The sequence below is a fragment of the Massilia sp. CFBP9012 genome (assembly GCF_034045115.1).
Lineage (GTDB): Bacteria > Pseudomonadota > Gammaproteobacteria > Burkholderiales > Burkholderiaceae_D > Telluria.
The window spans coordinates 252,202-273,331 of record NZ_JAXCWM010000008.1 but is presented as its reverse complement, the minus strand read 5'-3'; the positions used below and the strand labels follow the sequence as shown (position 1 = coordinate 273,331).

The 21,130-nt window shown below is 67.1% G+C and carries 17 protein-coding genes and 1 tRNA gene; 17 read left to right on the top strand and 1 reads right to left on the bottom strand.

What is annotated here, in order from left to right; translation table 11 throughout:
* Nucleotides 1-2: 2 nt before the first annotated feature.
* Nucleotides 3-269, top strand: coding sequence for a PAAR domain-containing protein (locus SOM61_RS15530; protein ID WP_320474918.1), 267 nt, complete (start codon nucleotides 3-5; stop codon nucleotides 267-269).
* Between the two features lie 69 nt (nucleotides 270-338).
* On the opposite strand, the gene SOM61_RS15525 is transcribed toward SOM61_RS15530, so the two are convergent.
* Nucleotides 339-413: transfer RNA gene (locus SOM61_RS15525), tRNA-Arg, on the bottom strand.
* Nucleotides 414-641: 228 nt separating this feature from the next.
* Between SOM61_RS15525 and SOM61_RS15520 the strand changes: the two genes are divergently transcribed.
* The 16 genes from SOM61_RS15520 to SOM61_RS15445 all read left to right on the top strand — a co-directional run bounded on the left by SOM61_RS15520 (nucleotide 642) and on the right by SOM61_RS15445 (nucleotide 21,065).
* Nucleotides 642-2,558, top strand: coding sequence for an ATP-binding cassette domain-containing protein (locus tag SOM61_RS15520; RefSeq protein WP_320474917.1), 1,917 nt, complete (start codon nucleotides 642-644; stop codon nucleotides 2,556-2,558).
* 30 nt (nucleotides 2,559-2,588) lie between these two features.
* Nucleotides 2,589-3,314, top strand: a complete 726-nt coding sequence (locus SOM61_RS15515; protein WP_320474916.1) for a CAAX prenyl protease-related protein — start codon at nucleotides 2,589-2,591, stop codon at nucleotides 3,312-3,314.
* A 36-nt stretch (nucleotides 3,315-3,350) separates the two neighbouring features.
* Nucleotides 3,351-4,574 carry an XrtB/PEP-CTERM-associated polysaccharide biosynthesis outer membrane protein EpsL gene (gene epsL / locus SOM61_RS15510; RefSeq protein WP_320474915.1) on the top strand — a complete coding sequence of 408 codons (1,224 nt, stop codon included), beginning with the start codon at nucleotides 3,351-3,353 and terminating at the stop codon, nucleotides 4,572-4,574.
* 18 nt (nucleotides 4,575-4,592) lie between these two features.
* On the top strand, nucleotides 4,593-5,978 hold the full coding sequence (locus tag SOM61_RS15505; protein ID WP_320474914.1) for an undecaprenyl-phosphate glucose phosphotransferase: 1,386 nt from the start codon (nucleotides 4,593-4,595) through the stop codon (nucleotides 5,976-5,978).
* Nucleotides 5,979-6,247: 269 nt separating this feature from the next.
* Entirely contained in the window at nucleotides 6,248-7,300 is a 1,053-nt protein-coding gene (gene fcl, locus SOM61_RS15500; RefSeq protein WP_320474913.1) for a GDP-L-fucose synthase, read from the top strand.
* A gap of 6 nt (nucleotides 7,301-7,306) precedes the next feature.
* Entirely contained in the window at nucleotides 7,307-8,428 is a 1,122-nt protein-coding gene (locus tag SOM61_RS15495; RefSeq protein WP_320474912.1) for an EpsD family peptidyl-prolyl cis-trans isomerase, read from the top strand.
* Nucleotides 8,429-8,471: 43 nt separating this feature from the next.
* On the top strand, nucleotides 8,472-9,260 hold the full coding sequence (gene epsE / locus SOM61_RS15490) for a polysaccharide export protein EpsE (protein ID WP_320474911.1): 789 nt from the start codon (nucleotides 8,472-8,474) through the stop codon (nucleotides 9,258-9,260).
* 33 nt (nucleotides 9,261-9,293) lie between these two features.
* Nucleotides 9,294-10,712: a chain length determinant protein EpsF gene (epsF, locus tag SOM61_RS15485; protein ID WP_320474910.1), complete on the top strand. Its 1,419-nt coding sequence runs from the start codon at nucleotides 9,294-9,296 to the stop codon at nucleotides 10,710-10,712.
* 29 nt (nucleotides 10,713-10,741) lie between these two features.
* Nucleotides 10,742-11,611: a chain length determinant protein tyrosine kinase EpsG gene (gene epsG, locus SOM61_RS15480; RefSeq protein ID WP_320474909.1), complete on the top strand. Its 870-nt coding sequence runs from the start codon at nucleotides 10,742-10,744 to the stop codon at nucleotides 11,609-11,611.
* 1 nt (nucleotide 11,612) lies between these two features.
* The gene (gene xrtB, locus SOM61_RS15475; protein WP_320474908.1) at nucleotides 11,613-12,584 is read left to right on the top strand and encodes an exosortase B; all 972 of its coding nucleotides are present in this window, start codon (nucleotides 11,613-11,615) and stop codon (nucleotides 12,582-12,584) included.
* Complete coding sequence (epsI, locus tag SOM61_RS15470) at nucleotides 12,581-13,333, top strand: exosortase-associated protein EpsI, B-type (protein WP_320474907.1); 753 nt, start codon at nucleotides 12,581-12,583, stop codon at nucleotides 13,331-13,333. Before xrtB ends, epsI begins: the two co-directional genes overlap by 4 nt.
* Before the next feature lie 18 nt (nucleotides 13,334-13,351).
* Nucleotides 13,352-14,854 (top strand): O-antigen ligase family protein, encoded by a 1,503-nt coding sequence (locus SOM61_RS15465; protein WP_320474906.1) that lies wholly within the window; start codon nucleotides 13,352-13,354, stop codon nucleotides 14,852-14,854.
* Nucleotides 14,749-16,377, top strand: coding sequence for an oligosaccharide flippase family protein (locus tag SOM61_RS15460; protein ID WP_320474905.1), 1,629 nt, complete (start codon nucleotides 14,749-14,751; stop codon nucleotides 16,375-16,377). The genes SOM61_RS15465 and SOM61_RS15460 overlap by 106 nt, the downstream gene beginning before the upstream one ends.
* Before the next feature lie 19 nt (nucleotides 16,378-16,396).
* Nucleotides 16,397-17,680: a glycosyltransferase family 4 protein gene (locus SOM61_RS15455; protein WP_320474904.1), complete on the top strand. Its 1,284-nt coding sequence runs from the start codon at nucleotides 16,397-16,399 to the stop codon at nucleotides 17,678-17,680.
* The gene (locus SOM61_RS15450) at nucleotides 17,616-18,398 is read left to right on the top strand and encodes a glycosyltransferase family 2 protein (RefSeq protein ID WP_320474903.1); all 783 of its coding nucleotides are present in this window, start codon (nucleotides 17,616-17,618) and stop codon (nucleotides 18,396-18,398) included. Before SOM61_RS15455 ends, SOM61_RS15450 begins: the two co-directional genes overlap by 65 nt.
* A gap of 432 nt (nucleotides 18,399-18,830) precedes the next feature.
* Entirely contained in the window at nucleotides 18,831-21,065 is a 2,235-nt protein-coding gene (locus tag SOM61_RS15445; protein WP_320474902.1) for a heparinase II/III domain-containing protein, read from the top strand.
* Nucleotides 21,066-21,130 lie beyond the last annotated feature (65 nt).

Here is a 21,130-nt window from a genome sequence, read left to right as displayed (position 1 = left end):
CGATGCCCAATGTGATTCGATTAGGTGATGCGACGTCTCATGGTGGCAAGGTCGAAAGTGTGAGCGCCACGCACTTCACGGTTGATGAAGTCCCGGTCGCCCGCGTCGGTGACGCATGCAGTTGTCCCGTCAAGGGGCATGAGAAATGCACGATTGCCGAAGGCGATCCGAGCCACGTCATCAGCGGCATTGCCGTTGCCTACGACGGACATAGGACGACTTGCGGGGCAAGCCTGATTGCTTCTATCGGAAACTTCAGTGGGCAATGAAGAACCCGTCCCTCTGATATTTCAGGCGCATGTGGAGAGATGCGGTGAAACATTCCGATTGAAAGGGGGTGGTCCCCCCGACTGGAATCGAACCAGTATCCCACGCTTAGGAGGCATGTGCACTATCCATTGTGCTACGGGGAGGAGGCAGGTTCCGCCGTGACTGGCGACGCCTCGCAAGACAAAGCCTGCAATCCGGTGGCCACGCCTGCAAGACAGACCGCGACCATGGACCGACTGCAATTATAGCCGAGGATCGCAAGAGTTTTGCAAGTTCAGGCTCGCCAGTCGGTACAATGTGCGCCTTAATCAATCAACGCACATTTTCCGACCCCGCGCCGGCAACACCGCGCGACGGAACGCTTACCGATCATGGCAGTCATCTCCCTATCTTCCGCACAACTGGCCTTCGGCCATGTCCCGCTGCTCGACCACGCAGACTTTTCGCTGGAATCCGGCGAACGCGTCGGTCTCATCGGCCGTAACGGCACCGGCAAATCCTCGCTCCTGAAGATCATCTCGGGCCGCTCGAAACTCGACGACGGCCTCTTGGTCATGCAGCAGGGCGTGAGCATCGCCTATGTGGAGCAGGAGCCGGTATTCGACCCGCAGATGACGGTGTTCGACGTGGTCGCACTCGGCATGGGCGACCAGCAGGCAATGCTGACCGAATATGAAGAACTCACCGGCAAGTTCGGACAGGGCGACGACGATGCGCTGATGGAGCGCATGCACGTGCTGCAGACCAAATTGGACGCCACCGACGGCTGGAACCTGGCGAACAAGGTCGAGACCACGCTGGGCCGCCTGAACCTGTCCGGCGACGCGAAGATGGGCACCTTGTCTGGCGGTATGCAGAAGCGCGTGGCGCTGGCCGTGGCCCTGGTGTCGGCGCCGGACGTGTTGCTGCTCGATGAACCGACCAACCACCTGGACTTTACCTCGATCAAGTGGCTGGAGAGCTTGCTGCGCGAATTCCGCGGCTCGATCCTGTTCATCACCCACGATCGTAGCTTCCTGGACAATGTCGCCACCCGCATCATCGAACTCGACCGCGGCAAGCTGCTCTCGTTCCCGGGCAATTTCACGACCTATCAGGAACGCAAGCGCGAGCTGCTGGCCAACGAGGAAGTCGAGAACGCCAAGTTCGATAAATTCCTGGCGCAAGAAGAAGTGTGGATACGCAAGGGCGTGCAGGCACGCCGCACCCGCGACGAAGGCCGCGTGCGCCGCCTGGAAGCGTTGCGCCTGCAGCGCTCCGCGCGCCGCGACCAGCAGGGCCAGATCAAGCTCGACGTGGCCACCGGCGAGCGCTCGGGCAAGATCGTTGCCGACCTGGAAGGCGTGTCGAAGCGCTACGGCGACAAGGTCATCGTCGACGGGTTTACCGGCACCCTCATGCGCGGCGACAAGGTCGGCCTGATCGGGCCGAACGGCGCCGGCAAGACGACCCTGCTCAAGATCATCCTGGGCGAAGAGTCCGCCGACAGCGGCAGCGTGCGCCTGGGCACCAAGCTGAACGTGGCGTATTTCGACCAGATGCGCACCCAGCTCAACGAAGAGGCGAGCCTGGCCGACACCATCGCGCCCGGCAGCGACTGGGTCGAGATCAATGGCCAGCGCAAGCACGTGATGACCTACCTGAACGACTTCCTGTTCTCGCCGGAGCGCGCGCGTTCGCCGGTCAAGTCGCTCTCGGGCGGCGAGCGCAACCGCCTGCTGCTGGCGCGCTTGTTCGCCAAGCCGGCCAACTGCCTGGTGCTCGACGAACCAACCAACGACCTCGACATCGACACTCTCGAACTGCTGGAAGAATTGCTGGAGGAATACACCGGCACCGTCTTCCTCGTCAGCCACGACCGTACCTTCCTGGACAATGTCGTGACCCAGGTCATCGTGGCCGAGGGCGGCGGCAAGTGGCGCGAATTCGTCGGCGGCTATACTGACTGGGAACGCGTCAAGGCAGCGGCCCCGGCGTTCCAGGCGCCGGCGCCGGGCGCGGTCAAGGCCAGCGCCGCCAAGGTGGAAGAAGCGCCCGCTCCGGGCGTGGCCAAGAAGGTCAAGCTCAGCTACAAGGAACAGCGCGAGCTCGAAGAACTGCCGCAGCTGATCGCGTCGCTCGAAGACGAGCAGTCCGCGATCACCCAGCAATTGAACGCGCCTGACTTCTACAAGACGAATCCGGCCGACGCCAAGCGCATCAATGCGCGCTTTGCCGAGATCGAAGATCTGCTGCTCGACGCGCTCGACCGCTGGGAACGCATCGAGGCGCGCGCCAGGGGCGAGTAAGCGCGGTTCAAGAACGAAGGGACGGCATCGATGAGCGAACACGATGATTCACAAGCCGTCCCTCCAGCGGCCGCGCTCGCGGCCGACGAACCTTTCCTCAACCGCGCCGCCTGGGCGCGGATCCTGCCTTTCGGCACCTATCTCTTCTTTATCGTCCTTGCCGACGTGCTCGAGCGCTCCGGATACAGCCGCGCCGAGCTGCGCTGGCTGTATCCGGTCCAGGTCGGCGCCGTGCTGGCGCTCCTGGTCGCGTTCTGGCGCGGTTATGACGAGCTGCACCGCTTCGCGCTGTCGCTCAGGCAGGTGCTGGCGGCGGGCGCCGCCGGCATCGTGGTGCTGGTCCTGTGGGTCAATCTCGACGCTTCCTGGATGACGATCGGCAGCGCGCCCGGCTACGACCCGCGCACGCATGGCGAGATCGACTGGCTCTTGGCGTCGATCCGCATCGCCGGCGCCGCCCTGATCGTCCCCGTGATGGAAGAACTGTTCTGGCGTTCTTTCTTGTTGCGCTGGGTCGAGCAGTCCGATTTCATGTCGCTTGATCCGGCGCGTATCGGCTTCAGGGCTTTCATGATTCCATGCCTGTTGTTCGGATTCGAACACCATCTGTGGCTGGCCGGCGTCATCGCCGGCGCCGCCTATGGCTTGTTGTATATGCGGCACCGCAAGCTGTGGTCGCCGATACTGGCTCACGCTATCACCAATGGATTGCTGGGAGTCTGGGTGGTGCATACCGGAGGCTGGCAGTTCTGGTAATTCCTTCGGCGTAGCATTTACCGGGAAACTTAGGACATGCCTTTCAACCCTGCATCGCATCGGCTTCGAACCGTGGCGGCCCTGGCGACGGTGCTATGTTCTTTCCCAGCAGTGTCCGCGCCGAACGACGGGCGGCAAGAAGAGGGCCTGCGGCTGCTTGGCGGCATCGGCTGGGCGTATGACGACAATCTCTTGCGTGTCGCCGATGAGGAGCAACCGTTCGACGGCAAACGCAGCGATTCCTATCGCACGCTCGATGCCGGCGTCGTGCTCGACAAGACCATCAGCCGCCAGCGCATCGCTGCCACTGCCAAGGTGTCGAAGGTCAAGTTCGACCACTTCGACCAGCTCGACTACGACGGCCGCGACCTGCAGGCGAGCTGGTTCTGGCAAGCCGGCAAACAGTACGAGGGCCGCGTCGAAGCGCTGTACATCAAGACGCTGGCGCCGTATACCGACTTCGACAGCGACGAGCGCAATCTGCGCGAGCAGCGGCGCCAGTTGCTCGATGCCGGCTGGAAGCTGCATCCAAGCTGGAAGCTGCGCGCCGGTGCAGCGCGCGACAAGTACACCTACGCGCTGGAGGCCCAGCGCTACAACGACCGCACCGAAAAGACCTATGAGGCCGAGCTCCAGTACCGGCCGAAAAGCGGCAGCACGGTCGGCCTGGTCGCGCGCCGCGTGAAGGGCGCCTATCCCTACCGGCGTCCTTACAACAGCAGCGTGCTCACCGACGATTTCACCCAGGACGAACTCAAGGCGCGGGTCGACTGGCTCGCCAGCGACTCGACGACGCTGCAGGCGCTGGTCGGCTATGCGCGGCGCGACCAGCCTTCGTACGGCGAAGGGCGCACCAGCGGCGTCAATGGCCGTGTCACCTGGCTGTACAAGCCGCAAGGCAAGATCAGCTACGGCGCCTCGCTGTGGCGCGAGTTCGCGCCGATCGAAAGCGTGCGCGTCAGCACGACCCTGAACAAGGGGGCGAGCCTGCAAGCCACCTGGCTGGCGACCGACCGCGTCCGGGTGGACGCCCGCGCGTCCTACGAAAAGCGCGACTACACGGCGCGCGACGAGTTTGCGGGCCTGGATGACCTGAACGACGCGATCCGCAGCGCCAGCCTGCGCGCGCTATGGCAGGTCCGGCCCAAGGTGCAAGTGATTGCCGGCTACGTCTACGAGTCGCGCTCGGGGTCGCAGGCACTTGGCACTGGCAAGTTCGACGCCAATATGGTGCAGCTGAGTGCCAATGTGCTGTTCTGACCATGGATGTGGCAGCGCATGACGGTCAACGACATTCCCATCATTTCGTTCTTCCAGCGCGTGCTCGATCCGCTGATCGTGATGGGCAGCCTGTATTTGGCGACATTGGCCTTTGGCGAACCGTTCTCGGGCTATTGCCTGGTGCTGATGATCCTGGCCTTCTTCATCTCGTCGGCCGTCTACCAGCAAATCGATCCCTACCGCACCTGGCGCAGCGGCCGCATGCTGGCCTATGCGCGCGACACGTTGTTCGGCTGGTGCCTGACGCTCGCCGTGCTGTACTTCCTCGGTTCGGCCAGCGGCATGAAATACTATTTCGACGAGCGGGTGTTGCTGGCCTGGGCGGTGGCGACGCCGCTGACGATCCTGGCCAGCCACATCGCGGTGCGCTTCGCCACCGGGGGCCGCAAGCACCACGCGCGTGAACTGCGCTCGATCGTGGTGGTCGGCGCCAACGAGGCCGGCATCAAGTTCGCCGGGGTGTGCGAGCGCCATCCGAACCTGTTCATGCAGGTGCAGGGCTTTTTCGACGACCGTGCCGACGGGCGCCAGCCGCCCGGCCTGCGCTATCCGACGCTGGGCAAGATGGCCGAGGTCGCCGCTTATGTGCGGCGCAAGAACATCAAGATGATCTTCATCAGCCAGCCGGTCTCGGCCCAGCCGCGCATCCGCCACCTGGTCGACGAACTGAAGGACACCACCGCCTCGGTCTATTTCTTGCCTGACGTGTATGTGTTCGATCTGATGCAGGCGCGTTTCGACACCGTGGGCGGCATGCCGGTGATCGCGATCAGCGAGACGCCCTTCATGGGCTTTAACAGCGTGCTCAAGCGCGGCACCGACGTCGTGGTCAGCGCGCTGGCGCTGGTGCTGTTGGCGCCGCTGATGCTGCTGATCGCCCTTGCCGTGAAGCTCAGTTCGCCCGGCCCGGTGCTGTTCAAGCAGCGCCGCTACGGGCTGTATGGCGAAGAAATCTATATCTATAAATTCCGCTCGATGACGGTGCTGGACGACGGGCCGACCATCGTCCAGGCCAGGGCCGGCGATCGCCGCATCACGCGCATTGGCCACTTTTTGCGCCGCACGTCCCTCGACGAATTGCCGCAGTTTATCAATGCGCTGCAAGGACGCATGAGCGTGGTCGGGCCGCGTCCGCACGCGGTCGCGCACAACGAGGAATACCGCAAGCTCATCAAGGGTTATATGCTGCGCCATAAGGTCAAGCCGGGCATCACCGGCTGGGCTCAGGTCAACGGCATGCGCGGCGAGACGGCCACCCTCGACAAGATGGAAGCGCGCATCCGCTACGACCTCGATTATCTGCGCAACTGGTCGCTGTGGCTCGACCTGTGGATCATCCTCAAGACCGTCAAGGTCGTCTTCACGCGCGAGAACGCGCACTGACGCCGGCCAGTCGCCGCGCGCGAAAAATGAACCGTCGGGCTTCGCGCGCATCGAATGGCAGGGTGGCAGGGATTCCAGCCGGGCTTTCGAGCAAATCATTTTTGTCCTGGAAACGGATGAGCGCTAATCGACGCGCTCTTTGATCTGGACGATTGGCGACAAGCTTGCGCGGCCATCCGCGCTGGGTAGAATCGTTAACGGGAATGCAAGAGCAATGACCGATTCTCCGCTGTAACAGGGGGATGTCGCCATTGATCATGGGAGGCAATGTGCACAACAAGCCACGCATCTACGTTGCCGGCCATCGCGGCCTCGTCGGCTCGGCCATCGTGCGCGCGCTGCGCGCCGCAGACACGGCCGAGATCGTCACCCGCAGCCACGACGAACTCGAGCTGACCGATCAGGTTCGGGTACGCGAATTCTTCCACGACGAAGGTGTCGACCAGGTCTACCTGGCGGCGGCCAGGGTAGGGGGCATCCACGCCAACAACAGCTATCCGGCCGAGTTCATCTACGACAACCTGATGGTGCAGGCCAATGTCGTGCACGAGGCCTGGCGCGCGGGCGTGCGCAAGCTGCTGTTCCTGGGCTCGTCCTGCATCTATCCGCGCCTGGCGGCGCAGCCGATCCGCGAAGAATACCTGATGAACGGCATGCTCGAGCCGACCAATGAACCCTATGCCATGGCCAAGATTGCCGGCATCAAGCTGTGCGAAAGCTATAACCGTCAGTACGGCACCGACTATCGCAGCGTGATGCCCACCAATCTGTACGGCCCCGGCGATAACTACCACCCCGAGAACAGCCACGTCATTCCGGCCCTGCTGCGCCGCTTCCACGAGGCAAAGACGAGCGCCGTACCCGAGGTCGTGATCTGGGGCAGCGGCAAGCCGATGCGCGAATTCCTCTATGTCGACGACATGGCGGCCGCCAGCGTCCACGTGATGGAACTGGCGCCCGAGGCGTATGCGGCCGCTACCGACCCCATGCATTCGCACATCAATGTCGGCACCGGCCAGGACGTCACCATCGCCGAGCTGGCGCGCCTGGTGGGCCAGATCGTGGATTACCGGGGCGAAATCGTCTTCGACGCCAGCAAGCCCGACGGCACGCCGCGCAAGCTGCTCGACGTGTCCAAGCTGGCGGCGCTGGGCTGGCGCGCCAGTACGCCGCTGGCCGAGGGTTTGCAGCGCGCCTATTTCGCCTACCTCGCTCACCTCTCTTGCGAAGCCGGCCTGGACGCCCGATGTGAAATGGACAACAGAGCGGATGGCGCAAGCGGTCCAGAATGGCGGATTTCAACCCGGACCGCGCATGCCTGAGGGGCAATGTCGTCCACGCTGGAGAACACCATGCAGAGCTCGTACCAGAATTCCACAGATTCGCCGCTGTTATCCGTACCGAGGTTGATCCCGATGCGGGCCGTGTGCGCGGCCCTGGTCCTGGCCAGCGTCGCGCTGGCGGGCTGCAACCGGGACAAGCCGGTGCCCGAGACGAAGCCCGGCCAGGCCCTGGCCAGCGTGAATGGCGAAGAGATCACGGTATTGCAGCTCAATGAAGAAATGCAGCGTGCCGGCGTGCCGGCGGCCCAGCAGCAAACCGCCAGCAAGCAGTTGCTGCAAGCGCTGATCGACCGCGAACTGCTCGAGAACGAAGCGGCCAAGGAAAAGATCGACCGCGACCCCAAGGTGATGCAGGCGATCGAGCGCGCGCGCTCCCTGATCATCGCCCAGGCCTATATGCAGAAGCGGGTGGGCGACGTCGGCCGTCCGACCGAGGCCGAGATCGAGGACTACTTCAACAAGCATCCCCAGTTCTTCGCCAAGCGCCGCCAGTTCGCGATGAACCAGCTCGTGTTTCCGGCGTCCAGCGTGACGCCCGAGCTGCGCGCCGCCGCCGACAAGGCCCGCTCGCTCGAGGAAGTGGCGGCCTATCTCGACACCAGGCAGGTCGCCTACGGCCGCGCCCAGGTCACGCGCAGCACCGCCGACCTCAAGCCCGAGCTGGCCGCGAAACTGCTGTCGATGCCGAAGGGCCAGTTGTTCCTGGTGCAGGAAGGGCAGCGCGCGCTCCTGACCTCGATCGACGCGGTGCGCGACGCGCCGGTGTCGCTGGCGATCGCGGCGCCGCAGATCGCGCAATACCTGGCCACCCGCAAGAACAAGGAACTGGCTCAGGCCGAGATCCAGCGCCTGCGCGCCACCGCGAAGATCGACTACCTGAACAAGGACCTGGCGCCCGACGCCGCCAAGCCCGGCGCACTTCCGGCCGCGGCGCCGGCCTCGCTGACCGGCATGCCCGGCGCGCCGGCGGGGTCCGGACTGGGACCGGAGTCGACCTCGAACGACGGCCACGGTGACAACGATATCGGCCCGGTGGCCGACACCGTGGACGCGGACGCGCGCGCCGACAAGGCGGCGCTCGATCGCGGCGTGGCCGGCCTCAAGTAGCGCATTGCCAAGGACTTCCCAACGACGTGCCTGGAGACTGACGATGAAACGCTGGATCAAGTGGATGACGGGGGCCGCCTTCATGCTGGGCATGGGCGTGGCCGTTGCGGCCGAGGTGCAGCTGGGCGCCGGCGACGTGGTCAAGCTGTCCGTGTATGGAAGCCCCGACCTGTCGATCGAGACCCGCGTCAGCGAGAGCGGGCACATCACGTTCCCGCTGCTGGGCCAGGTCGAGGTCGGCGGCCTGTCGGTGGCCGCCGCCGAAAAAAAGATCGCCGGCCAGCTCGAGAAGGGTGGCTACATCAAGCGGGCCCAGGTGAACATGCTGGTGACCACGCTGGCCAGCCAGCAGGTATCGGTGCTGGGCCAGGTGAACCGGCCGGGCCGCTATCCGGTCGAAGGCAGGCGCAAGGTGCTCGACATGCTGGCGCTGGCCGGCGGCATCCATGGCGACGGCGGCGACATGATCAGCCTGGTGCGCACGCGCGACGGCAAGACGACGCGCGAGACCATCGATGTGGTCGACATGGTGCGCAAGGGCGAGCTCGACAGGGACTACGAGGTTGCCGGCGGCGACATCATCTTCGTGGAGCGGGCGCCGCGCGCCTACGTCACCGGCGAGGTCGGCCGACCGGGGGCGTTCCGCCTGGAGCGCGGCATGACGGTCCAGCAGGCGATCTCGGCCGGCGGTGGCCTGAGCCCGCGCGGTAGCGATAACGGCATCAAGGTCACGCGCCGCGACCCCAGCGGCAAGCCGGTCACGCTGGATGTCCAGGCCGGCGATGCGGTCCAGGTCGACGACGTCATCGTGGTGCGCGAAAGCTGGTTTTAACGACGCTGGAGCACCGGCACGTAGAGGTGAGTCATGAGCGTGCATCAATTTTTGCTGATCTTGCTGGCCCGTAAGAAGATCGTCCTGGGAACGCTCCTGGTCACGGTGCTGCTCGCCCTCGGCTGGAGCGTGGTGCAGCAAAAGACCTACGAAGCCACGGCATCGGTGCTGCTCAACTACAAGGGCGTCGATCCGCTCACCGGCCTGACGATGCCGGGGCAGTTGATGCCGGGATATATGGCAACGCAGATGGACATCATCGGCAGCAAGAACGTGGCGCTGCGCGTCGTCGATACGCTGCGGCTGGCGTCCAGCCCGGCCGTCGTCCAGCAATTCCAGGAAGCCAACGAGGGCAGGGGGACGGTGCGCGACTGGCTGGCCGACCTGCTGCTCCAGAAGCTCGAGATCATGCCGTCGCGCGAGTCGAGCGTGGTCGAGATCAGCTTCAGCGGCGCCGACCCCGTGTTCGCGGCCGCGGTCGCGAACGCCTTCGCCGAGGAGTACCGGCGGGCCGGCGTGCAGCTCAAGACCGAGCCGGCCAAGAACGCCTCGCTGTACTTCAATGAGCAGACCAGGCAGTTGCGCGACAACCTCGAGGCGGCCCAGGCCCGCCTGTCGAAGTACCAGCAAGAAAAAGGCATCGTCAGCCTCGACAACAACCGGGTCGATGTCGAGCTGTCGCGCCTGAACGACCTGGCCGCCCAGCTGGTCGTGGCCCAGGCCGCGGCCATGGAAGCGGGCTCGCGTGAAAAGACCGCCGGTACGGCCGGCGCGGCCGTCGATTCGCCCGACGTCGCCAACAATACCCTGATCCAGAACCTGCGCATGAACCTGGCCAGCGCCGAGGCCAAGCTGGCCGAGGCCGGCGCGAACTTCGGTCGCAACCACCCGCAATACCAGGCGGCGGCTGCCGAAGCCGGCAAGCTGCGCGCCGAGCTCGCCAGTGCGCTGGGCACCGTCACCCGCAGCGTCGGCGCCAACGCCGACGTCTACCGCCAGCGCGAAGCCCAGCTGCGCAGCGAGCTGGCGGCGCAAAAGGAGCGCGTACTGGAGCTGAACCGCACCCGCGACGAGCTCGGCCCCTTGCTGAAAGACCTCGAGGGCGCGCAGCGCGCCTTCGATGCGGCCAGCCAGCGCTACTCGCAGACGCGGATCGAGGCCCTGTCCGAGCAATCCGACGTCTCGGTGCTCAACCCGGCCGTGGCCCCCACGACGCCGAGCGGCCCACGCATCCTGCTCAATACGCTGGCGGCGATCGTGCTCGGCACCGTGCTCGGCGTCGGCCTGGCGCTGCTGCTGGAATTGCTGGCGCGGCCGGTGCGCTCGGCCAGCGACCTGCGCGACATGCTGGGCATTCCGGTACTGGGCACCATCGCCTGGCAGGCGCCGCCCGCGCGCGAGGGCCGTATTCGCAGGCTGATGGCGCCCGGCGTGCGACCGCGCCTGAATTGAGCTGAACTGAGCTGAGCCGAGGACTCGCCATGAACTCATCCGTGCTATCCGCCCTGCACAGTGGCCCCGGCCGCGATGCCAGCCTGGGGACGCTGCTGGTCGATGCGGGCAAGCTCAGCGTCGATGACGCCGAGCGCGTGCTGCGCACCCACGAAGACCTGGGCATCCGCTTCGGTGAAGCGGCGCTGCGCCTCGGCCTGGTGAGCCAGGACGATATCCAGCAGGCGCTGGCGCGGCAGTTCGCCTATCCCTATGTGCAGAAAGGGCAGGCCAGGCTCTCGCCCAGGCTGGTCGCCGCCTACGAGCCGTTTTCGCCGCAGGTCGAAGCCTTGCGCGCGATCCGCAGCCAGCTGATGCTGCGCTGGTTCGCGCGCGGGCGGCGCGCGCTGGCGATCGCCGGCGCCGACCCGGACGATGGCGCCAGCCTGTTCGCGGCCAATCTGGCGCTGGTGTTTTCCCAGCTCGGCGAGCAGACGCTGCTGGTGGACGCCAACCTGCGCGCGCCGCGCCAGCATGAACTGTTCGGGCTCAGGCCGCGCCAGGGCCTGTCCGACCTGCTGGCGGGACGGGCCGATCTGGATGCCATCTTGGGGGTGCCGTCCTTTGCCGACCTGTCGGTGCTGCCGGCCGGGACCTTGCCGCCGAATCCGCAAGAACTGCTGGCGCGGCCCGCTTTCCGCACGCTATCGGCGCAGCTGGAAAGCCGCCACGACGTCGTGCTGGTCGACTTGCCGCCCTTTACCGCCGGCGCCGATGCCCTGGCGGTGGCGGGCCGCGCCGGCGGCGTGCTGCTGGTGGCCTGCAAGCACCGCACCCGCATCGCCGACGTGGCGCGCATGGCCGGGCAGATGGCCGATGCCGGCGCCGAAGTGGTCGGTTCGGTGGTGATGGAGTTCTGATATGGCGACCGGGCGCGAGATGGACTTGCGGCACGGCCTGCGCCAGGCCTTGCCCGAATGGTGGCCGGTCATGCTGGGCCTGGCCCTGCTGTTCGGACCGACCTTCCACGACCTGTTCAGCGGCGCCTGGATCGGCGAAGAGCAGGGCCATGGACCGATCATCTTCTTCCTGTCCCTGTGGCTGATCTGGCGCAAGTGGCCCGAGGTGAGGGCGGCCAGCACGCCGGCGCGGCCGCACCCGACCGGCTGGGCGGCGCTGGCCTTCGGCCTGGGCATCCACCTGCTGGGCCGTTCGCAAAACATCTTGATGTTCGAGGTCGCCTCGATCCTGGCGGTGCTGGCGGCAACCGTCCTGCTCAAGCTGGGCGCGGGCGCCCTGCGCCAGCTGTGGTTTCCGTTTTTCTTCATGCTGTTCATGGTGCCCCTGCCGAGCGAGCTGGTGGCGGCGGTGACGATGCCAATGAAGATGGCCGTCTCCTGGGCCACCGAACACCTGCTGTTCGCGGCCGGGTATCCGATCTCGCGCTCGGGCGTGGTGCTGCAGATCGGCCAGTACCAGCTGCTGGTGGCCGATGCCTGTGCCGGCCTGCAGACCCTCCTGACCCTCGAGGCGCTGGGCCTGTTCTACCTGAACCTGATGCGCCATCCTTCGGCCTTTCGCAATATGGCGCTGGCGGTCCTGATCGTGCCGGTCTCGTTCACGGCGAACGTGATCCGCGTGATCGCGCTGACCCTGGTCACCTATAATTTCGGCGACGCGGCCGGGCAGGGCTTCCTGCACGGCTTTGCCGGCATGGTGCTGTTCGTGACGGCGCTCCTGATGATCCTGGCGCTCGACTCGGCCCTGCAATGGTTCATCAAGCGCCGCGAAGACGCGCGTGGCGGCGCGCCGCGCCATCCCGGCGGCGGCCGGCCGGGTTCGCCGCCGAATTCTCCGGGCGTGCCGGGTCCCATGCGTGGGGCCGTCCGATGAAACCGGCGCGCCGCCACCTGGCCGTCAGCATCGTGCTGGGCCTGGCCATGGCCGCCACCTCGGCCCTGACCGGGGCCCTGACGCCGACGCCGCGCGCGCCGCTGCCGCACGAGCGCTTCAGCCTCGAGCAGATGATCCCGCAACGCTTCGGCGCCTGGACGGTCGACCCGGGCGTCGTGCCCCTGCAGCCCGACCCGGAGCAGCAGGGCGTGCTGGCGAAGATCTACGACCAGACCCTGTCGCGCACCTATATCGACCCGCACGGCCAGCGGGTGATGCTGTCGATCGCCTATGGCGGCGACCAGAGCCGGGCATTGCAGCTGCACCTGCCCGAGGTCTGCTACGTGGCCCAGGGCTTTGAGCTGGTCGAGGACAGCGACGACCTGCTGCCCACCCGCCATGGCCGCTTGCCGGTCAAGCGCCTGGTGGCGCGCCTGAGCGAGCGCAACGAGCCGATCACCTACTGGATCACCATCGGCGACAAGGCGACCAAGGCCGGCATCCAGCAAAAACTGCGCCGTCTCGCCTACGGCCTGTCGGGCGAGATCCCGGACGGCATGCTGGTGCGGGTATCGACCATCGGGTCCGACCGCCACGCCGCCTGGCGGGTGCAAGACCGCTTCGTGGCCGACCTGCTCGCGGCGCTGGCGCCGGGAGACCGGGCCCACCTGATCGGCGCCGACACAGTGGCCGTCGCCGCAGATGCGGCCGCCACACCGGCCCGCGCCGCCGGCAGAATGCACCACTGACCCGGCGACAGCGCGGCGATGAACGACATCCTGCCCTATATTTATTATTCGCTGCCGTGGCTGTTCGTCATCGGCCTGTCGCTCGCGGCCGTACTGGGGATCGGCGTCGGGATGGTATGGCCGCGCTTCCTGGTCTATCCCTATCTGCTGGTCTTTTTCTGGGTCAATTCCACCAGCTATGGCAACCTGGCCGTGTTCGCGTCACGCAGCATCTACAGCCGGGGCTCGGGCATGCTGTTCTTCGGCGTGGTGCTGTGGTACGTCCTCGGCGCCTGGCTGTGCGCCCGCATGGCCGCCAGTTTCAATAACAACGTCGCCAGCGGCCCGCAGCCCCAGGACGCCCCGGCCTGCAATCTGCGGCCCTGGTTCCTGGCCTGGACCGTCCTGCTGGCCGCCCACGTCGGCGTCGGGCTGGCCACCGGGGTGCCGCTGGCCGCGTCGCTGGCGCCGTCGGGCTTCTCGAATATCGTCTGGATGGCGCCGCTGATCTCGCTGATGCTGCTGGCCTTCCGCACCCGCGAGCAGGCGCTCGAACTGGCGCGCTTCATCATGCTGGCGGGTCTCGCACGCGCGCTGTTCGGCCTCGGCCGCTGGGCGGCAGCGGGCGGCGACCCGAACAATGTGTATGCCAATATGAATGCCATCCAGATCCGCCTGACCTTCTTCGACATCAACGACAGCCTGCTGTGCACCCTGGCGTTCGCTATCGCCGCCGTCGCGCTGTTCCAGGCGCCATCGGGCGCGGCGCTGCCGGCGCCAGGCCGGCCGTGGCGCGCGCTGGCATGGGCTACCCTCGTCGCGACCACGCTGTGCGTCGTGCTGTCCTATCGCCGCACCGCCTGGATCGGCCTCCTGCTGGCGTTCGCGGTCGTGCTGCTGCGCTTTCCTCCCGCGCGCCGCCTGCAGCTGGGCCTGGCCGCGATGCCGCTGGCCGGCGCCGCCATGGCCTTCGTGGCTGCGCGGCGGCTGGCGCAGACGCGGGCCGAAGGCGGAAGCCGTGCGGCGGGCGGCCTGTTGCACGATATGCAGTCGCGCCGCTTCGGTCCCGAAAGCGAACGGGTGCTGGAACTCAAGCTCGCCTTCGCCGACTTTCTGGCGCACCCGCTGGCCGGCATTGGCGCCTGGGGCCGCTACCATGGCTACCAGGCCATTTCGTGGCAAGGCAATCCGGACGGTGGCCTGTTCCTGCACAGCGGGGTGCTGCACATCGCGCTCAAGAGCGGCCTGATTGGCACGGTGCTGCTGGCGGGGACCATCGTCGCCTTCGTCGTGGGCGCGCGGCGGGCGCTGCGCAGCCTGCCGCCCGAACTGCTGGGGCTGGGTGCGGCCGGGGCGGCGGGGCTGGCGTTCATGATCCCTGACCTTTTGATCGGCACGCCGTTCCCGCAGGTGCGCACCACGCAAATGCTGGCCTTATGCCTGAGCTTGCCTTACCTGGCGCTGGCAGCAGCGCAGGGGCCGACAGCACTGCAGCGGCCGGCCTGGCAGCGCGCGCCGCAGCGCCAACCGGTGCCGGCCTGATGAAGCTGCGCCTGGCCCGCAACGCGTGGTCCAACCTGCTCGGGGCGGCGGTCCCCGCGCTGGTGATGCTGGGCACGGTGCCGCTGGTGGTGCGTGGCCTGGGCCAGGCCGGCTATGGCGTGTACTCGCTGGTGACGGCCATCGTCGGCTATTTCGCGGTGATGGACATCAACCTCACCGCCGGTTCCGTCAAATACATCGCCCAGCACCGCGCCAACGGCGATGCGCGGCAGGTCGCCGAGACCTTGTCCTTCGGCCTGGCCACCTATGCCGCCATTGGCCTCTTCGGCGCACTGGGCATCTATCTGAGCGCGGCCTGGCTGATCGAGGCCGTGTTCGTCGTGCCGGCGGCCTTGCGCCGCGAGGCGGGCGCGACCCTGCAACTGGCCGCGCTGGCTTTCCTGTTCAGCCAGCTGCAGATCTACCTGAACAGCGTGCCGCAGTCGCTGATGCGCTACGATATTTCAGGCCGGCTCGAGATGGCGTTCGGCGCGCTGCTGCCGCTGGCCTCGGTGGGCGTGCTGGCCCTGGGCTTCGGCCTGTTCGAGGTGATCCTGCTGCGCGTGGTCGCCAGCGGCATCCACGCCCTGGTGCTGTGGCGTGCGATCCGGCGCCTGCTGCCTGGCTGGCGCTGGCGCTGGCCGGCCGCCGGCGTGCGTGCCACCCTGCTGCGCTTCTCGGGCTGGACTTTCCTGTCGCGCTTTGCCGCGCTCTCGTATGCCCACGCCGACAAGCTGGTGATCGGAGCCCTGGTCGGCGTCGCCGGCCTGGCGTATTTCGCGGTTGCCGCCACCATGGCCAATCGCGTGCTGGGGCTGAGCTTTCGCCTGTCGGCCGTATTCTTCCCTGCCGCCAGCGCGCTCGCGGCCAGGGGCGAGCTGGCGCGCCTGGACGCGGTCTACCTCAAGGCGACGCGCTACGTGGTGTATTTGAACGCGGCGATCCTGGTGCTGCTGGCGGTGTTCGCCCATCAGATCCTGGGCTACTGGATGGACGCCGCCTTCGCGCGCCATGGCGCCGCCATCCTGGCGCTGATGGCCTTGTCGCAATTCGTCGATTCCCTGACCAGCCTGCCGTCGCTGGTCAACGACGGCATGGGCCACCCGCGCGTCTCGGGCCTGTTCGCCGTGGTGCGCGCACTGGCCGGACTGGGCCTCGTCTACGCCGGCGTGGCCGGCTGGGGCATCGTGGGGGCTGCCTGGGGCCACCTGGCCACCTCGCTGCTGTTCGCCACGGCCTTCCTGGTCTACGTCCATGGCCGCACGGTTCCGACCCCGCTGCGGCGCCTGCTGGTCCATGGCTATGTGCCGGGGCTGGCCGGGATCGCATTGGTCGCCATCGCCGCCAGCGCCGCCGAGGCCCTGTGGGGCGGCAGCCTGGGCGCCTTCCTCGCGATCCTGGCCGCGACCGCGCTGCTGCTGGCCCTGCATGGGGCGCTGTTCGTGCTCGAGCGCGAAGACCGCGACCTGGCCTGGGCCCGCCTCAAGACGCGCTGCCAGCCGGCGCGCGCCCGGGCGGGTTGAGGAAGAAGGACAACAGGACATGCGCATCCTGATGGTGTCCGAGGATTTGCCAGGCGACCAGGTGGGCGGCCTTGGCAAGCACGTGGTGACCCTGGCCAACCGCCTGCTGCAGGAAGGCCATGCCGTCGAGATCCTGGGCCGCGGCGACCGGTCCTCGGCCGACCCGGCGCGCCAGATCGGCTTCGCCGGCCGCTTCCGGCCCGGCTTCGCCATCGCACGGCCGGGCTGGAAAGAGGCCCAGCTGGGCATGTTCAATCCGCTCAAGCGGCCATATTTCGCGCGCCGCATCGCGCGCGCCATCGATGCCCACGCCGCCGGCTTCGACGTGGTCCACTACCATGGCCACCTGCCGATGACGGGCCTGTACGTCCGCGATGGCATCAACTTCGTGCAGACCCGCCACGACCAGGGCAGCGAATGCCTGACCCACCTGCGCTTCGTCGACGGCGCCGTGTGCGGGCGGCTGGCGCCGGGCGCGTGCACGGCGTGCAGCGCGCGCCACGCCGGCCCGAACCCTGGGCCGGTGCGGACGGTGCTGACGGCGCTCGCCGTCAGCGGCTACCGCAGCCAGGCCGCGCGCGCCTTCGCCCGCCACAAGACGGTGTTCGTGTCCGACTTCCTGCGCCGCCGCTTCCTGCGCGCGGTGCCCGATGCCGACCTGTCGCGCAGCCGCGTGATCCCCAACCTGGTCGACTATGCCTGCCTGCGCGCGCTGGCCCTGGCCGCGCCCATGCCACAGGCCGGAGAGGTGGTGCTGGCCGGGAGGCTCGACACCGGCAAGGGTTTTGCGGAATTCCTCGACGCCGCCGCCGGCCGCCTGCCGCTGCAAGCCCGCCTGACGGTCGTCGGCGACGGTCCGCAGCGCGCGGCGCTGGAGCGGCGCCACGCCGGCCCGCAGGTGCGTTTCCTTGGCTGGCAAGACCATGCGGCCACCATGGCCCTGGCCGCGCGCGCCCACCTGTGCGTGGTGCCCTCGGTGTGCGAGGAAGCCTGCAGCACCGCGGTGCTCGAAGCGCTGGCGCTGGGCCGCGGCTGCCTGGCGCTGGCGCGCGGCGGCACACCCGAGCTGGCGCAATACGTCCAGTATCCGGGCCAGCTGGCGCTGGCCCCCGCCATGCCGCAGCTGGTGGCGCGGCTCGCGCGCCTGCTCGCGGCGGCGCCACCGCCGTCACCCATTGCGCCGCCAGCCGGCTTCGGGGCCGACGCCGCCCGCCTGCTGCCCACCTTACTGGAGCTGTATGCCGAACCCGCCGACCTTCTCGATCGTCACCTGCACCTGGAACAGCGCCGCCACGCTGGCTGACACGCTGGCCTCGGTCCAGGCCCAGACCTGCCGCGACCTGGAGCACATCTTCGTCGATGGCGGCTCGAGCGACGCCACCCTGGACATGCTCGCCGCCTATCCCGGCAACAAGCGCGTGCTGCGCGACGTGCGGGGCGGCATCGGCCACGCCATGAACCGGGGCATCGCCGCGGCGAGCGGCCGCTATGTCGCCCACCTGCACTCGGACGACTACTATGCCGGCCCGGCGGTGCTGTCCACGGTCGCGCGGCGCATCGAGCAGGCGCGCGATGGCGGCGGTCCGCCGGCCTGGGTGGTCGGCAAGATCCAGGTGCTCAAGGCGGGCCGCCTGCTGCCGCCGAACGCGATGCCGCCATTCTCTTACCGCTCTTTTGCCGCCGGCCGCGCCTGGGTGCCGCACCCGGCCGTGTTCGTGCGGCGCGACGTGTTCGCCCTGGTCGGTGGCTTCGACGAGCGCCTGCGCTATGCGATGGACGTCGATCTGTGGCTGCGGCTGGGCATGTTGAGCCCGCCGGCGCTGGTGGACGCGGTGCTGGCCGTGTTCCGCGACCATGCCGGCAGCGTCTCGTCGCGCAACCGGATCGCGGCGCGGCGCGAGGAATTCGCCGTGCGCCGCCGCCATGCGGGCAAGGCGCCGCTCTCGTTCGGCGTCTATTGCCTGCGCTACCTGAAGCGCATGCGGGCCTTGCACGCCCGAGATGGCCAGGCGCAAACCTAAGTACTCACCCGTAAATAAATGTGTTTTTGGCTGCCAGAACCGGCGCGTTGCCGCGTTGGCGCCTGCTTGCAGTGCTCGCACTGCGGCGCAGTCGCCGCCTTGCACCGCATCCCGTTCCGTTTGCCAAAATTCACATTTATTTCCAATTGAGTACTTAGTTATCGCACAGTCTTTCCACATCGAGCACGACAGTTACAGGACAGAACATCCTGTTCACAAAATGTTAAATCGCTCGTGTTGGATTCGTGCGAACGGCAGGCGAAAAAGCAAATAAACCTCGTGTTTCCATGGGGAAGTTGATTTTGTTCAAAAAAACCTGCGGTAACATTCTTCCTATCAAGCAAGCATCGTCCGATGCCTGCAGCAGGTATCGATCCAGCGCCCGACCGTGGCGCGGTCCCTGAACAATCCTAGTTCTCTCGGAGCTTGAGCATGAATTTTCACCGGAAAGGTCTGGTCCACGCGCTAGCGCTGGCGTCGCTCTTGGTATGTGCGAGTGCGCGCGCGGACTGGGCCCAGTCCCCCGATCCTTTGGTCGTCCAACCCAGCCCGGCTTTGGGCCAGGTCCAGGCCCAGAACCCGCCCGGATTCACCTGGGCGCGCCACGCAAACGGCCCCGCCGCCTATGAACTCGAGATCACGCCAAGCGGCGGTGCGCCGGGAAAGGTCGTCACCGAGCGCAACTGGTACCTGCCGCCGAAAGCCCTGGCCCTGGGCAAGTACACCTGGCGCGTGCGTCCGGTCGGCAGCGACGACTGGTCGACGCCGCGCGCGTTCTCGGTCACCAGCCGGTCGAACCTGTTCGAGGTGCCGGACAATGCCACGCTGCGCGCGCGCATCACGGCCAAGGCGCGGCCGCGCGCGCTGCCGCCCTCGTTCACGCCATATGCGAGCTGGAACAGTGCCAAGCGCGCCGAACTCGATCCCTACGTCAGCCGCATGAGCAACGAGATCAAGCTGCAGATCAACGCCGTGCCGACCCTGAGCGATGGGCGCTGGCCGATCGTCATCAGCTCGCCGCTGACGGCCGCCATGGCCAGCCAGCAGACCGACATCCGCCAGCGCGTCAACGAAGCCAGCCGCCAGCTCGAGGCCGCCGCCGTGATGTGGCGCATGAAGGGCGAGCGCCTGTTCCTCGACGAGGCATTGCGCCGCGGCGACCAGATGGCGGCCCTGGACCCGCGCGGGCCCACCAGCTATGCCAACCAGGACCAGGCCACGCGCCAGATCTCGGTCTCGCTGATCAAGGCGGTCGACATCCTGGCCGGCGACCTGGACGCGCCGCGCCGCGCGCGCTGGCTGAACACGGTCAAGATCCGCACCGAAGAGATCTATGGCAACCTGGCCGGCGACAACGGCCGCCTCGACCAGTACCCCTTCGATTCGCACGGCAACACGAGCCTGATCTTTCTGTCGCTGATCTCGACCCTGGCGCTGGGCGACATCCCGGAGGCGCAGAAGTGGTTCGATTTCTCGTTCCGCGCCTATGCCAATTCGCCGTCGCCCTGGAGCGGCGAGGAGGGCGGCTATGCCAACGGCACCGCGTATGCCGAGTACGCGGCCGGCTACCTGGTCGCGCTGTGGGACCCGATGTCGCAAGCGTCCGGCGTGAATTTCTATGCCAAGCCCTGGGTCCAGGGCCTGCTCGACTTCGCCACCCAGTTCACGCCGCCGGGCTCGCGCGTGCATGCCTTCGGCGACGGCTCCGAGACCAAGCCCGACACCCGCGTCTGGCACGCCTTCGGCTCGCGCATGGTGTCGCCGCGCGCGGCCTGGTACGTCGCCAGCCTGGGCGGCACCGAAGACACGCTGAGCCTGCTGCAAGCGCCTTATCCGCTGCCGATCAAGGACACCAAGACCAAGGCTCCGCCGACCAACTCGGCCTATTATCCGAGCATCGGCTGGGCCTCGATGCATAGCGATATCGGCTCGGCCGAGCGGACCTCGCTGTACTTCAAGTCCAGCCCCTATGGCTCGTTCAACCACAGCCATGGTGACCAGAACGGCCTCCTGCTGTCGAGCGCGGGCCAGCCGCTGCTGGTCAAGGCCGGCTGGTACGACTGGTACGGTTCGCCGTACTGGAGCGACTGGTACCACCAGACCCGCTCGCAGAATGCGGTCACCTTCGACGGCGGCAAGGGCCAGATGGTGACGGGCTACCGCGAACAGCTGCAGCGCAACGGCAAGATCACCGGCTTCGCCGCCCAGCCCGCCTATGATTTCGCCGAAGGCGACGCCACCGCCGCCTATGGCGGCCAGCTGACCATGGCCAAGCGCCAGGTCTGGCATCTGCGCAATGCCGGCAACGCGATCCTGGTGCGCGACCGCCTGGCCAGCACGATCGCCCGCACCTATGAGTGGAATATCCATACCCCTGTCATCATGACGGTGGAGAACGCGCAGAACGTCAAGGTGTCGGCCGGCGGCCAGTCGCTGTGCCTGCGCTCGCTGAACCCGGACGCCGGTTTCGCCAAGTGGATCGGGCCGGGCGCCAAGGTCAATGTGATCGAGGACCACGGCGCCTTCTACCTCAAGAACGACGGCAAGTCGACCGCCGAGTTCCTGGTGCTGCTCGACGTCGGCTGCAGGAAGCCGAAGGTAGACATCGCCACCTCGGGCACGGTGCGTACCGTGACCGTCGCGGGCCAGAGCGTGACCTTGAACTAGTCAATAGCCCAGCACCTAGGTGGCGCGCTCCGTTCATGCGCGATGCTAGTTTGGCGCGCATGAGC

Excerpts from the sequence above, each read along its gene's own strand:
- SOM61_RS15465 (WP_320474906.1), top strand. The coding sequence starts at position 13,352 with ATGAACGACATCCTGCCCTATATTTATTATTCGCTGCCGTGGCTGTTC.
- xrtB (WP_320474908.1), top strand. The coding sequence starts at position 11,613 with ATGGCGACCGGGCGCGAGATGGACTTGCGGCACGGCCTGCGCCAGGCC.
- SOM61_RS15445 (WP_320474902.1), top strand. The coding sequence starts at position 18,831 with ATGAATTTTCACCGGAAAGGTCTGGTCCACGCGCTAGCGCTGGCGTCG.
- epsG (WP_320474909.1), top strand. The coding sequence starts at position 10,742 with ATGAACTCATCCGTGCTATCCGCCCTGCACAGTGGCCCCGGCCGCGAT.
- SOM61_RS15460 (WP_320474905.1), top strand. The coding sequence starts at position 14,749 with ATGCCTGAGCTTGCCTTACCTGGCGCTGGCAGCAGCGCAGGGGCCGAC.
- epsI (WP_320474907.1), top strand. The coding sequence starts at position 12,581 with ATGAAACCGGCGCGCCGCCACCTGGCCGTCAGCATCGTGCTGGGCCTG.
- SOM61_RS15495 (WP_320474912.1), top strand. The coding sequence starts at position 7,307 with ATGTCGTCCACGCTGGAGAACACCATGCAGAGCTCGTACCAGAATTCC.
- SOM61_RS15450 (WP_320474903.1), top strand. The coding sequence starts at position 17,616 with ATGCCGAACCCGCCGACCTTCTCGATCGTCACCTGCACCTGGAACAGC.
- epsF (WP_320474910.1), top strand. The coding sequence starts at position 9,294 with ATGAGCGTGCATCAATTTTTGCTGATCTTGCTGGCCCGTAAGAAGATC.
- epsE (WP_320474911.1), top strand. The coding sequence starts at position 8,472 with ATGAAACGCTGGATCAAGTGGATGACGGGGGCCGCCTTCATGCTGGGC.
- SOM61_RS15530 (WP_320474918.1), top strand. The coding sequence starts at position 3 with ATGCCCAATGTGATTCGATTAGGTGATGCGACGTCTCATGGTGGCAAG.
- epsL (WP_320474915.1), top strand. The coding sequence starts at position 3,351 with ATGCCTTTCAACCCTGCATCGCATCGGCTTCGAACCGTGGCGGCCCTG.
- SOM61_RS15455 (WP_320474904.1), top strand. The coding sequence starts at position 16,397 with ATGCGCATCCTGATGGTGTCCGAGGATTTGCCAGGCGACCAGGTGGGC.
- SOM61_RS15520 (WP_320474917.1), top strand. The coding sequence starts at position 642 with ATGGCAGTCATCTCCCTATCTTCCGCACAACTGGCCTTCGGCCATGTC.
- SOM61_RS15515 (WP_320474916.1), top strand. The coding sequence starts at position 2,589 with ATGAGCGAACACGATGATTCACAAGCCGTCCCTCCAGCGGCCGCGCTC.
- SOM61_RS15505 (WP_320474914.1), top strand. The coding sequence starts at position 4,593 with ATGACGGTCAACGACATTCCCATCATTTCGTTCTTCCAGCGCGTGCTC.